Here is a 14,027-nt window from a genome sequence, read left to right on the forward strand (position 1 = left end):
AGATTGTTACCTAGCCAAGAATACTGAGCATATTTATGAAAATCGCCTTCCTGACCGACCCGCTGTCTCACTTCAAGACGTATAAGGATTCCACTTACGCCATGATGGTGGAGGCAGACAAGCGTGGTTATGCGATTTATGCCTTTGGTCCGGATGATATGGCGCTGGAAAGCGGCAAGGTGATTGCCAACATCAGCCGCATCACACTGACCGGGGATAGCGAGGACTGGTTCAGATTGTCAGAGCCTGAATCTTTGCCACTGAGTGCTTTTGATGCCGTCCTGCAGCGCAAAGATCCGCCATTTGATATGGAATATATCTACGCGACTTATTTGCTGGAACTGGCAGAGCAGCAGGGCGCGCGGGTCTTCAATAAACCGGCAGCCATCCGCGATCATAATGAAAAGCTCAGTATCGCCCAGTTCAGCCAGTTCACGGCACCGACACTTGTGACGCGCGATGAGCAACGTATCCGCGCTTTCCATAAAGAACATCAGGACATTATCCTCAAGCCACTTGATGGCATGGGTGGCACCGGTATTTTCCGTATCCGTGACGATGGCATGAACCTGGGTTCTGTCATCGAGACGCTGACGGTGAATGGTAGCCGTACCATTATGGTGCAGCGCTATATTCCTGAAATTGTCCATGGTGACAAAAGGATACTGCTGATCGGTGGCAAGGTTGTACCGTTTGCACTGGCGCGTATTCCGCAAAACGGTGAAGTCAGGGGTAATCTGGCTGCTGGCGGCATAGGTGTGGCGCAGGAATTGTCTGCCCGCGATCTTGAGATTGCGCAGACTTTGGCACCCGAACTTTATCAAAGAGGCCTGTTGCTGGTAGGATTAGATGTTATTGGCGCGAACCTGACGGAAGTCAATGTGACCAGCCCTACCTGTTTCCAGGAAATTACCCAGCAAAAAGGCTTCAATGTTGCTGGCATGTTTATTGATGCACTGGAAACCGCAATTGCATCCTGAGTCCGTACTTAATTTTGCAGCATAATTTGCAGTTTTAATAAATGAAAGAGGGCGGCCAGCGCTGGCCGTCACAAGAGAGTTAGAGAACGATGGTTGGCATACTTTTAATGACGCATGCACCCCTGGGCACGGCTTTCATGCAGGCTGCCGCCCATGTATTTCGTGGCATGCCTGAGCGCTTTGAAGCGATAGATGTTATTGCCGACCAGAACATTGATGAAGTCAACCGCCTCGCCCGTGAAGCCGTGCTGCGTCTGGATGATGGTTCCGGCGTGCTGGTGATCACTGATGTCATGGGTGGCACGCCATCGAATTGCTGCAGACAACTCGGTGACCCTGATCGGGTGGCCATCATTGCCGGTATCAGCCTGCCCATGCTCTTGCGGGCGATAACTTATCGTAGTGACGTACTTGATGTTGTGGTGGAGATGGCGCTGGCTGGTGGCCAGAATGGCGCGATCAGACTTGATAACAGAGTGCGTTTATCACCAGGTTAAGGGGGAACTTACGCAAAACTGCCCCAGCTGCGTTACAGCGCCTAGTCGTACTAAAGTACTGCCTTCGTCGCTGCGCCTTGCTGGAACAATTTTGCGTAAGTTCTATAAACAGAAGAAAGAAAGTGAAGCATGATCCAACAAGAAATTGAAATCATCAACAAGCTGGGTTTGCATGCACGTGCATCCGCAAAATTTACGCAAACCGCCAGCAAATTCAAGGCTGAAGTATGGCTGACACGCAATAGCCGCCGCGTCAATGGCAAGTCCATCATGGGTGTCATGATGCTGGCAGCGGGCAAGGGGAGTAAAGTTTTGCTGGAGACTGATGGTGCAGATGAACAAGCCTGTTTTGACGCCATCCAGGCCCTGATCAATGACAAGTTTGGTGAAGGTGAATAGTCGTTACGGAAATATGTGCCTGACTGCTGCGCAGTCGAAACAAATGGCAACATATTTCTGATTGTCGTTCTTACTCTATTCAGCTACCGTGTCTCCCTTTGATGGAAGTAGCAAAATCAGGCAGCACTTGTTTATGTAGTTCTGTATGCGGGTTTATATGTATTAAGCAGTCTGATTAAGCAGTCTGGAATTTTTTCCATAGCTATACTCTGTACACTAAAACGATGACAGGGCGGCATGACATAGCGCCCGGAGATAATGTAATTTTGGGGGACGAAGCATGGCATCTTTTACACTGCAAGGCATCCCTGTTTCACGCGGCATAGCAATCGGACGCGCACATTTGCTGCGTCCAGCGGCACTGGATGTACAACATTACCTGGTAGGGCAAGAGCAAGTTGAGGCAGAAGTGCAAAGACTGCAGCAAGCCATCGCCCAGGTACACAAGGATTTACAGGCGATCTGGTCAGATTTGCCTGCCGATGCACCGACCGAGCTCGGTGCTTTCATTGACGTTCATGTACTGATACTGTCTGATCCCATGATATCCGAAGCACCACTCGATATCATACGCACCCGCCACTACAATGCTGAATGGGCACTGGTCAGCCAGATTGATGAATTGTCAGCCCAGTTTGATGAAATCGAAGACGACTACCTGCGTGAGCGCAAGGCTGATATCCAGCAAGTGGCAGAGCGTGTGCTCAAGGTGTTGACAGGCACAGCAGGTAGCGCGGTACGTTCGGATGGCATAGATGAACGCAATGCCAATATGATCGTCGTTGCCAGGGATATTTCACCGGCTGACATGATGCAGTTCCGTGATGTTGCCTTTACCGGTTTTGTCACCGATGAAGGCGGTCACAATTCCCATACTGCCATCGTCTCACGCAGCCTCGGCATACCCGCCGTAGTCGGCATGGGCAATGCTTCCAGGCTGATCGATCAGGATGACTGGCTCATCATCGACAGTGACGCCGGTGTTGTCATTGTTGCGCCCAGCACCCTGGTGCTGGAACAATACCGTGAACGTCAGGCCATACTGGCAAAGGCCAGGAAAAAACTCCATAAACTCAAAAAGACACCGGCGATTACCCAGGATGGTGTAGAAATAACGCTGCTGGCAAACATAGAATTGCCACAGGATGCCGCCCACGCGCTGGAAGCCGGTGCCAGTGGGGTGGGTTTGTTTCGTTCAGAATTCCTGTTCATGGAAAGCAGCGGCCAGCAACACAAGCTGCCGACAGAAGACGAACAGTTCGAGGCTTACCGTACTGCAGTGCAAGGCATGAAGGGCAGGCCAGTGACGATACGCACACTGGATGTGGGAGCTGACAAACCGCTGGATACGACCGAGCATAATATTCTCAATCCCGCACTGGGTTTGCGGGCCATACGCTATTGCCTGGCGGAGCCGCAATTATTTTTGACGCAACTGCGTGCCATCTTGCGTGCCTCGGCTTTTGGCAAGGTCAAGATACTGATACCCATGATGGCGCATGGTTTTGAGATAGACCAGACCCTGGCCATGATAGAGCAGGCCAAGACTGAGTTGCGCAAGGAAGGCAAAGACTTTGATGCAGAGATTGCCATCGGAGCCATGATAGAAATCCCGGCAGCAGCCTTGTCGCTGCCGATGTTTGTCAAGAAACTGGATTTCCTGTCTGTCGGGACCAATGACTTGATTCAATACACGCTGGCCATCGACAGGGCAGATCATGAAGTCGCCCATTTGTATGATGATTTGCACCCGGCCATTTTGCAACTTTTGCAAATGATCATCACGGCGGGTGACAGGGCTGGCATACCAGTCTCCATCTGCGGTGGTATGGCCGGGGATATACGCCTGACACGTTTGCTGGCAGGCATGGGGTTCCGTGAATTGTCTATGCCGGCAGCCTTGTTGCCTGAAATTAAACAAGAGATATTGAACACCCGTCTCGATGCTCTGCAAGGACATGTCAAAAAAATCCTGCGCAGCTATGACTCGGTAACCATCAGGGAAACCCTGGCGGCCATGGGCGCGCAGTCGCCTACTTTACATTAACAAGCGTGCATTAAAATTACCATTGTACCGGCACTGGGGTTTGACCTCGGTGCCTGACTTGGTTTATCCTTCACCTATTGCGCCGATTTGAAAATCAGCTTGCGGGCGCGGTTCGGAAAACATCCCGAATGATAAATACGGCTAAAGCGAGCTTGAATGCAGCTTACTACCTCCCACATTCAGCCCACCTTTTAGCCTTCCTGAGTTTTTTGATAACGGGTTCAATCCCGATGGAAGAGTGTATGTCATCCTTACCTGGATCAGTTGGCATCGTCACGCCACAAGCGTTTCAGTTCGACCAGCCCTTGGCCTTACAAAACGGCACCTCAATTGCAGGCTATACCCTGATGGTGGAAACCTATGGACAGCTCAATGCAGCCAAATCCAATGCAGTCCTGATCTGCCATGCCCTGAATGCCTCCCACCATGTGGCTGGCGTATATGCAGACGATCCCAAGAATGTGGGCTGGTGGGACAATATGGTAGGACCGGGCAAACCTGTCGATACCAATAAGTTTTTTGTCATTGGCGTCAACAACCTCGGCTCCTGCTTTGGTTCTACCGGCCCCATGCATACCAATCCTGCCACCGGCAAACCATATGGCGCAGATTTTCCTGTCGTGACAGTGGAAGACTGGGTCAATGCCCAGGCCAGGCTGGCAGAGCGCCTGGGCATTACGCAATTTGCTGCCGTCATGGGCGGCTCACTCGGCGGCATGCAGGCGCTGGCCTGGAGTATTTTGTATCCGGATAGCCTGCGTCATTGCGTGGTGGTGGCATCTACCCCCAAACTCTCGGCACAAAATATTGCTTTCAATGATGTGGCACGCCAGGCGATTTTGACTGACCCTGATTTCCACGGTGGTGATTTCTATGCCCACAAAGTCGTGCCGCGCCGCGGCCTTCGTGTGGCGCGCATGATAGGACATATCACCTATCTGTCGGATGACGATATGGCAGAAAAATTTGGCCGTGACCTCAAAGGCGGCGACTACCAGTTTGGCTATGGCGTAGATTTTGAAATCGAGTCTTACCTGCGTTACCAGGGGGATAAATTCTCGGATTATTTCGATGCAAATACTTATTTGCTGATTACCAAGGCGCTCGATTATTTTGATCCCGCCCGCCATACCGGTGGCGATCTGGCCAAGGCGCTAGCACAAACCAAGGCCAAGTTCCTGCTTGCCTCTTTCACGACTGACTGGCGTTTTTCACCAGAGCGTAGCCGCGAAATTGTCAAAGCCCTGGTCAGCAATAAACGCACTGTAAGTTATGCAGAAATCGATGCACCGCACGGGCATGATGCTTTCCTGCTGGATGACTCACGTTACCTGAACCTGATCGCCGCCTATTACCAGCGCATAGATACAGAATTACAGACTGAACCGCAAGCCGATTTATTGGGAGCCGCAGCATGAATTTTTCTGAATTAAACGTCTTGCGACCAGACCTGGCTTTCATCGCGCACTGGATCAAGCCGCAGGCACAAGTATTGGATGTGGGTTGTGGTGACGGCGTCATGCTGGATTATCTGCAAAGCGATAAACAATGCAGCGGCTATGGCATAGAAATCGCCGATGACAAGGTACTCGCCTGCGCCACTCGCGCTGTCAATGTCATACAGCAGGATATGGAAAATGGCCTTGGCATGTTTGAAGACAATAGCTTCGATACTGTCATGTGTTTAAACTCCTTGCAGATGATGAAGCATGTCGAACCCTTGTTGCGTGACATCGCCAGGGTTGGGCAGGAAGCCATTGTTTCCTTCCCCAATTTTGGTTACTGGCCACACCGCACTGCCTTATTGCGCGGCAAGATGCCAGTCTCAAAATCCCTGCCTTATGAATGGTATGACACGCCTAACGTACGCTGCGCGACTATCCATGATTTCTCTGATCTCGCCAATGAAGTAGGCCTCAATGTACTGGAATGCGTCGCCCTGCATGAAGGCAAGCCAGTCACCTGGCTACCCAATCTGCGTGGCAGTCTTGCCGTGTTCCGTTTGCGCAAAAAGTAATTGCTGGCTTTGTTCGCGACTGCCATTGCGTCTTTGCGTAATGTGCTTGCCCCATGCTATCGCTGGATTTTCTATCCAGCGATAGCTGAAGTAAGAAAAGATGATCGTCAATATCGCCGACAGCAAGAAAAACAGATGCGGATGCGCTTGTATCTCTGGCGGCAGAGTGATCCAGCAGTAAGTGTAAAGCGGGTAAAAAATAACCGGGTGGAACAGGTACATGGAATAACTGATCTTGCCCAGAAAATCACCCGTCTTGCCACCTGTTTTGAAAATACTGGTAACCAGCACAAAGATCGCAATTGCCGCAAACTGTGTCATCGGTGTTTTCAGATATTCCGCCTGCAATGACCATATGCGCAGGATGTCCTTGCCTGCAAAAGAGACAAAGGTCAAAGCAAGTATGATGATGGCGTTTTTCGCTGCAGCCTTGTCCCCTTTGAACAGCCATTCTCGGAATAAAAGTCCAAAGAACATATAGCCCGTGTAACGCAGGTAAGAGAAAACATTCCAGTAATAAGCTGATATGGTCGGGACATGACGCAGCACCTCACGCAAGATCAGTAAACCAACAAAAAACATCAATATGCTTTTCAGTGAAGTCAGCTTCTTGCGTTTGAACAGATAAATACAGGTAATGTAAAACAAGAGTTCCAGTGTCAGAGTCCAGTAAGAGCCTATGATATTTTCTATGCCTATGAACGCCTGGAACATCGTCAGATTGGCAAAGAACATCAGCCAGCTGATTTCATTGCCGCCATGCTCGCTGCCAAAACGCCACCAGACAAAAATCAAGCCAAGTACTGCAGACAGCCAGTACGCTGGATACAGGCGGAAAAACCGGTGTATGACAAAAGTGGTGACAGGTTTGACCGGATAACTGGCCAGGCTGAAGGGGACGACAAAGCCGCTGACCATCAAAAAAATACAGACCCCTGCTTCACCCAGGCCAAGCTGTCTGGTGAAAAAATGGGCTATGCCGGATTCAGTGGCATTCAAAATCACATCCTGCCGTGCCATCATGGCGAAATCCACCGTATGTTGATAAATCACGAGCAGTGCGGCAAAGCCGCGCAGGAAATCCAGATACTGGTAACGCAGGGGAGGTAGTTTGGTGGAAGATAAAGTCATGGGACACAATTCAATAGTCAGTGCTTATGCGCGTTAAAAAGACTCGAGTACGCAGTGACTTGTGTACTGGAAGTCAATTGTCTTAAAGGAAATATTTGCGTAGACATAAATGAAACTGTTTAGTTTCAGAAATATTTCTTTTTTTGCCAGAAGTTGGAATGAAGGGCGTGCACGACTCTTGCGGACGAGCAGTCTGTAGAGGCTGGCTTGTTATCTGTCAGTACGCGGAGTTGAGCCGGAAAAGAGCTGCTGGTGACTGTCAGTCAATAAAATTCAGGGCATTTGCCTTTAAATACAGATGAACATACCCAATTTGGGCTTATCATTCTGCGTATTCCATTGCTCAAATTCGCCATGAAACTGAACCACTACGCCTTACTATTTTCCAGCTTGTTGACTGTTACCCTGACTGGTAACGCGCAAAGCAATGCGCAACAGGAAGGTGTCAAAGTGGGTGAAATGTCCATCATGCGCAAATTGGCACCGACTGGTGCTCTGGAAGGACAGGCTGCGACGCAATATGCACAAACCATGCGTGCAGCTGAGCAAAAAAATGCCCTGGGGCAGGCCAATCATCCTCAAGTCATACGCCTGCGAGCCATCGCTGACAAATTGATCCCGCATGCCCTGAAATGGAATGAGCGGGCGAAGCAATGGAAATGGGAAGTCAACCTGATAGGCTCAAAGCAGGTCAATGCCTATTGCATGCCCGGCGGGAAAATCGCATTTTATTCCGGTATTCTCGATACCCTGAAACTTACCGACGATGAAGTTGCCATGGTCATGGGCCATGAAATTGCCCATGCCCTGCGCGAGCATGGTGCTGAGCGCGCCGGTAAGGCAGTGGCGGCCAATATCGGCGTCAAACTGGTGGAATTGTGGGCAGGTGCCAAAGGCTATGATCCCAATCTGGCAGGTGGTCTGGCTGGTGGAGCTGCCAAATTCGGCATGCTGGCATTCTCCCGTGAAGATGAAACTGAAGCGGACATTGTCGGCCTTGATATTGCTGCCAGAGCTGGTTATGACCCACGTGCTGGTGTCGCCCTGTGGCAAAAAATGGGTATAGTCAGCAAAGGTGCGCCACCACAATGGCTATCCACGCACCCGGCAGGCAAGACCCGTATCGCAGAAATCCAGCGTCATTTCCCTGAAGTTATGCCGCTTTATGCGCGGGCGAAAGGTGTCAGTATCAGCGCACTGCCGCCATATCAAACCAATGTCAAAGGGATAGCTCCCGTTGTATATTCGGCAAAATAAGCTTATTTCAAATCAAAAATAGTGGTCTTATAGCAATATGTCGCACAATTGTGACAAAATATTGCCGTGAAAACCACTTTGTCATGATCTGTACATAATTGGATGTAACACTCTGTAAGTTCGATTTTTTTATGTGATAGACTATTTTCACATATAAAAATATCTAATTGGCAGACATTTGCCGTCCCGCAAATCGCTCAAATTTAAGGATATTCCCTGGAGATAGGCGTACTGTAAAAAGGTCCGTCTGTTTTTTTTGAGAAATAAGCAATCGATTGCGCGATATGTTTTAAGCAGTTTTGAGCAGAATTCCATCACAAATAGCTTAGAAATAAAAAAAGCTATTTCAGTTATTGAATCAGTGTTTTTTGATTTGTAGGCGTAGTTTGTGGTTTCAAGTTTCAAGCTAAACAATTTTTACCATTCTGAAGTAATTTTCGTTCTATATTGGAGTCTCAATTATGATTAACAATAAGTTCAGGCTAGCTCCGCTCACCCTGAGTTTGGCAATGGCCTTTGCAGCCGCGCCTCTATACGCCCAAAACACCACATCTGGTATTAGCGGATTGGTTACAAGTGTTGACGGTAAGCCAGTCAGTGGAGCGAAAGTTACCATTGTTCATACTGAATCCGGTTCAGTAAACAATACGATTACAGATACACAAGGTCGTTACACGGCACGCGGTTTGAGAACTGGTGGTCCATACACGATCACTATCACGCAAAATGGCGCGACAGAAAAACGTGAAAACGTATTTATTCAATTGGCAGAAACCGCCAGCGTTGACGCTGTCCTTGGTATTGACCCTGCTGTCCAGGTAGTTGAAGTTTCAGGTTCTGCAGCACGCTCTGACAAGTTCAATAAAGGCAATATGGGTGCTGGTACCAATATCGGTTCCCGCGAACTGGCTGCACTTGGCTCGATCCAGCGTAATCTGGCCGACTATGCCCGTACAGATGCACGTATTTCGCAAACAGATAAAGAACGTGGCGAAATCTCTGCCGGTGGTCAAAACTCCCGTTTCAATTCCATCACGATAGACGGTGTCGCCATTAATGACACTTTCGGTCTGGAATCGAATGGTTTGCCAACGGCAAAACAACCTATTTCCATCGATGCGATTCAATCCGTACAGGTTAACGTCTCCAACTATGACGTTACCCAAAAAGGCTATACAGGTGCGAACATCAATGCTGTCACCAAGTCGGGTACGAATGAATTCAAGGGCAGTGTTTATTATGTCTACCGCGATGACAAATTCGTTGGCAGGCGTTATAACGCGACAAATGACAGCTATTTTGATGCTGCTGGATTCAAAGAAGACGTCAAGGGCCTGACAATTGGCGGCCCTATCATCAAAGACAAGTTATTCTTCTTCGTCAGCCTGGAAGAGCTCAATAGCACACGTGCGGCACCATCTTTCGGTCCTTTGGGTAGTTCCCAAACAAACGTCGGTATCACAAATTCAGCCATTGCCAGCGCACAAACTGTCGCCAAGTCCCGCTATGGTATCGATATTGGTACTGCTGACGTTCCTGCAGGCACTAAACTGAATGTCAAAGATTCGCTGATCAAACTGGACTGGAATATCAATGACGATCACCGCGCCAATTTCCGTTATTCGAAAACTGAACAGTCTGAACCGATTTTCCCTGGCATCTCTGCTACTGGTTTGTCGCTGAATTCTTACTGGTATACACAAAACAAAACGATAGAGACTGCAGTTGGCCAATGGTTTGCAGACTGGACGCCAACGTTCTCGACCGAGCTGAAAGTGTCGCAACGCAATTACGACAGTGTGCCTAAAAACAATGCGAATTTGCCTGCCATCGGTCTTTCATTCAGTGGTGCATTGCCAGCAGATGCCGGATCTGGTGTTCCTACAGGTACGCGTTTCCTGAATTTCGGTACAGAATTGAGCCGTCAGAATAACATTCTGCGTACAAAAACCTCTGATATCTATCTGGGCGCAAACTGGATCAAGGGTGACCACGAAATCAAATTCGGTGGCGACTACAGCAATAATGATGTCTACAACGCCTTCCTGCAAAACGTGTCGGGTAACTACACTTTCAATTGTACAAACAGCACCGCTGCATTTACGTATACTTTCGGCGCAATCAACTGTTCAACAGCAACTGCTGCGCAAGTGGAAGCAGCTGTTCTGGAAAACTTCAGCCGCGGCCGTCCATCCAGCTACACAGTACAAGTTCCGGTTGCTGGCGGTACTCTGGATAATGCAGTTGCCAAGTTCAATCTGAAAAACTATGGCGCATTCCTGCAAGACACATGGAAAGTCAATAAAAACCTGTCCGTGATGTTTGGCGTTCGTCTGGATACACCAAAAATCAGCGAGCGTCCTCAGGCGAATGCAGCGGCTGCAGCTCCGGTTGTTGCTGGCAATGCGGCGACTGGCGTACGTCAAACTGGTGGTTTTGGTCTGGATAATACCCAAACCATTGATGGCGAGAGCCTGATACAGCCACGCGTAGGTTTCAACTACACGTTTGATCTTGCTCGTCCAACACAGGTACGTGGTGGTCTGGGTCTGTTCCAGGGTGCAGCGGCCAACGTCTGGTTGTCCAACCCATTCTCCAACACAGGTGTTTCTACCCGTATCATCGGTTGCGGTAACTCCGGTTTTGCTGCCTGCGCAAGCGAAGGTTTGTTCAATCCAGACCCAACCAAGCAACCTACTAATCTTGCTGGTGCAACACCTGCTGCCAACGTTGATTTCTTGCAACCTGGTCTGGGACAGCCATCTGTCTGGAAGGGTAACCTGGCGATCGATCACGAATTGCCATGGTATGGCCTGGTATTGAGTGCTGAATATCTGTACACCAAAAACAAGGTTGGTATCTACTATGAGCACCTGAATCTGGGTGGCCCGACAGCAACAGGTAGTGACGGTCGTCAATTGTTCTACACGCCACAAGGTTACAACCCGGCTTGCTGGACAGCGACAGGTAGTTCAATCACTTCTGGCGTATGTACTGGTTTCCGTGCCAAGGCTTTGAGCAATGTTAACTTCAACAACGTCCTGTTGGCAGCAAAAACCGATGAAGGCGGCGGTAACCTGGCCACTGTGACTTTGTCCCGTCCGCAAAAACAAGGTTTTGGCTGGGCACTGTCCTATACCTATACTGATGCAACTGAAGTCAGCCCTTTGACTTCATCAGTAGCCAACTCCAACTGGGCTGCACGTTCCATTTTTAATCCGAACGAAAAAATTGCTGCGAATTCTGCCTATCTGGTAAAAGACCGTATCAATGCAACCCTGACATGGCAAAAAGCCTTCTTCTCCAACCTGAAGACAACTTTGGGTCTGTTCTATGAAGGCCGTTCAGGCAAGCCATATAGCTGGACTGTCAACAACGATTTGAACGGTGACGGTGTTGCCGGTAATGACTTGATGTACATCCCGTCTGCATTTGGTTCTGGTCAGGTTGTGTTTGCAGGTGATACTGCAACCAGCAAGGTAAATGAAACACGTTTCTGGGAATTTGTTAACGCAAATCCAGATCTGGCAAAATCTGCTGGTGGTGTAGCGAAACGTAATAGCAGCTTCTCTCCATGGACTAACAGCTTTGATTTGCGTTTGTCCCAAGAGTTGCCAGGCTACAAAAACAACAAGGCCGTCTTCACACTGGACTTGTTTAACGTTGGTAACCTGCTCAATAAAAAATGGGGCCGTATTAATGAAATCGGTTTCCAAAGCGGTGGTGGTCAGGCACGTAGTTTCGTCGACTTTGGCGGTATCGATGCTCAAGGCCGTTATGTTTACAATGTCAGAAAAGAAGTTGAAGGCTATGATGTTCGCCAGGTAAAAGGTGAATCTCAATGGGCTATTCAAGCGACAGTCAAGTATGAGTTCTGATATAGCGCAGTAAAATGAGAAGCGGTGAGTGCCTGGCACTTGCCGCTTTTTTTTATTTTGTACTTCTGGATCGACCTATGAAATTCTTGAAGCAAAGCTTATTGCTGGTATCTGCAGGATGGCTCAGCGCCTGTAGTACAACACCACCTCAATCCGGCACGGTGGACGTGACCATTTTCAGTATTAACGATTTCCATGGCAACCTGCAGGCAGATCAGCCTGTACCTTATGTCGCCACAAAAAATAATCTAGCACGCCCTGGTGAAAAAATCTCAGTGCCGGCAGGCGGTTATGCCTTCCTGGCGACCAAGCTCAAAGAGCGTCGCGCGGCTGTTGGTTCCAGCATATTGGTTGGTGCTGGTGACTTGATCGGTGCATCACCCATGGGTTCTGCCCTGATGAAAGATGAACCTGTCATCGAAGCCCTGAATCGCTTGGATTTGTCGGCAACGGCAGTTGGCAACCATGAATTTGATAATGGCACGGCTGACCTGATGCGCAAAATCAAGGGAGAATGCCCGACGGGTGGTTGCGCCTATGCAAACTTCAAGGGCGCAAAATTTTCTTACCTCGGTGCGAATATCCATGAAGCCGGCAGCGACAAACCCTGGTTGACACCTTATGTGATACGCCAGGTCGGTGATGTCAGTATAGGCTTTATTGGTGCGGTAACTTCCGATGTACCCAATCTGGTTGCAGGCGATGCGGTCAAGCACCTGCGCTTTGAAGATGAAGCGACTGCCATCAACCGTTATGTGCCTGAATTGCAAAAACAGGGCGTCGCCGCCATCGTCGTGTTGATACATGAAGGAGCAATCTACAAAGGGGCAGAAACTGATCCCAGCTATCGTTGCGAAGGTTTGCAGGGGCCTATCATCGACATCAGCAAGAAACTCGACAAGGCTGTCAGCCTCGTCGTTTCTGGTCATTCACACCAGGGCTATACCTGCAAGATAGATGGCAGGCTGGTGGTGCAGGGGCGCAGTTATGGTTCCTTCCTGACCGAGTCTACTCTGACGATAGACCGCAAGACCAACCAGGTCGTCAATGCAGTGGCGGTCAATCATCTGATCGACCAGCAAGCATTGCAGGCAGACCCTGCAGCCAAACAACTGGTGGATCAGGTAGCGGCACAAACCGCAGGCTTGCGCCAGCGTCCTATCGTCAACCTGAGCGCACCCTTGTCGCGTAATAGCGAAGCGGGTGTATTTGACAGCGCCCTCGGTAATATCATCGCCGATTCCCAGCTGCATCATGGCCAACATGCCGGTGGTGCCGATGTGGCTTTCATGAATGCTGGCGGCATACGCAGCGACCTGCCTTCCGGCAAGGCCAGTGGCCCGGTCGCGGTTTCTTATGGTGACCTGTATGCAGTACAACCCTTTGGCAATAACCTGGTGCGCGTCAAACTGACAGGGGCCAACATCCTGACCCTGCTGCAACTGCAGTGGCTGGGTCGTGAAGTGAATGATCCCAAAAAACTGTTTGTGTCGCACACTCTCAGCTACAGTTATGACCCGCGTGCCGGGATCAATGAGCGTATCAAGGATGTCAAAATCAAGGGCAAGCCACTCGACCTGAACCAGCAATATAACGTGATCGTGAACAGTTTTATTGCTGATGGTGGTGATGGTTTTGCGGTATTGAAACAAGCCAAGGACAAGGAGCTGATAGGCCGTGACCTTGAAGCATTTGAGTCTTATGTGCGGGAGCAGGGCAGTAAATTGACTGAAGTCAGACGTGACCGTGTGAAGCGTTTGCCAGACTGATGTTCTGGATATAAAAAATGCCCGTCAATGTCTCATTGACGGGCATTTTTTT

10 protein-coding genes are annotated in these 14,027 nt (G+C 49.5%); 9 read left to right on the top strand and 1 reads right to left on the bottom strand.

Annotated elements, in window-relative coordinates; genetic code table 11:
• Window positions 1-35 precede the first annotated feature (35 nt).
• From gshB to metW, 6 genes are all read left to right on the top strand, one after another.
• The gene (gene gshB / locus DFR42_RS24110) at window positions 36-980 is read left to right on the top strand and encodes a glutathione synthase (RefSeq protein WP_110257604.1); all 945 of its coding nucleotides are present in this window, start codon (window positions 36-38) and stop codon (window positions 978-980) included.
• Window positions 981-1,069: 89 nt separating this feature from the next.
• Window positions 1,070-1,477, top strand: a complete 408-nt coding sequence (locus DFR42_RS24115) for a PTS sugar transporter subunit IIA (RefSeq protein WP_110257605.1) — start codon at window positions 1,070-1,072, stop codon at window positions 1,475-1,477.
• 129 nt (window positions 1,478-1,606) lie between these two features.
• Window positions 1,607-1,876 (top strand): HPr family phosphocarrier protein, encoded by a 270-nt coding sequence (locus DFR42_RS24120; RefSeq protein ID WP_110257606.1) that lies wholly within the window; start codon window positions 1,607-1,609, stop codon window positions 1,874-1,876.
• 280 nt (window positions 1,877-2,156) lie between these two features.
• The gene (gene ptsP, locus DFR42_RS24125) at window positions 2,157-3,923 is read left to right on the top strand and encodes a phosphoenolpyruvate--protein phosphotransferase (protein WP_110257607.1); all 1,767 of its coding nucleotides are present in this window, start codon (window positions 2,157-2,159) and stop codon (window positions 3,921-3,923) included.
• A 242-nt stretch (window positions 3,924-4,165) separates the two neighbouring features.
• Window positions 4,166-5,341: a homoserine O-succinyltransferase MetX gene (metX, locus tag DFR42_RS24130; RefSeq protein WP_245937070.1), complete on the top strand. Its 1,176-nt coding sequence runs from the start codon at window positions 4,166-4,168 to the stop codon at window positions 5,339-5,341.
• Window positions 5,338-5,940 (top strand): methionine biosynthesis protein MetW, encoded by a 603-nt coding sequence (gene metW / locus DFR42_RS24135; protein WP_110257609.1) that lies wholly within the window; start codon window positions 5,338-5,340, stop codon window positions 5,938-5,940. Before metX ends, metW begins: the two co-directional genes overlap by 4 nt.
• Here metW and DFR42_RS24140 read toward each other — a convergent pair.
• A complete protein-coding gene (locus DFR42_RS24140) occupies window positions 5,890-7,071 on the bottom strand; it encodes an acyltransferase family protein (protein ID WP_110257610.1) in 1,182 nt (393 codons plus the stop codon). The genes metW and DFR42_RS24140 overlap by 51 nt on opposite strands.
• Window positions 7,072-7,425: 354 nt before the next feature.
• Here DFR42_RS24140 and DFR42_RS24145 point away from each other — a divergent pair, with 354 nt between their 5' ends.
• From DFR42_RS24145 to DFR42_RS24155, 3 genes are all read left to right on the top strand, one after another.
• Window positions 7,426-8,328 (top strand): M48 family metallopeptidase, encoded by a 903-nt coding sequence (locus tag DFR42_RS24145; RefSeq protein WP_110257646.1) that lies wholly within the window; start codon window positions 7,426-7,428, stop codon window positions 8,326-8,328.
• Window positions 8,329-8,837: 509 nt separating this feature from the next.
• A complete protein-coding gene (locus DFR42_RS24150) occupies window positions 8,838-12,206 on the top strand; it encodes a TonB-dependent receptor (RefSeq protein WP_245937071.1) in 3,369 nt (1,122 codons plus the stop codon).
• A gap of 77 nt (window positions 12,207-12,283) precedes the next feature.
• On the top strand, window positions 12,284-13,975 hold the full coding sequence (locus tag DFR42_RS24155; protein WP_170133661.1) for a bifunctional metallophosphatase/5'-nucleotidase: 1,692 nt from the start codon (window positions 12,284-12,286) through the stop codon (window positions 13,973-13,975).
• The last annotated feature ends 52 nt before the right edge of the window (window positions 13,976-14,027 follow it).

The organism is Undibacterium pigrum (genome assembly GCF_003201815.1).
Taxonomy (GTDB): domain Bacteria; phylum Pseudomonadota; class Gammaproteobacteria; order Burkholderiales; family Burkholderiaceae_D; genus Undibacterium; species Undibacterium pigrum.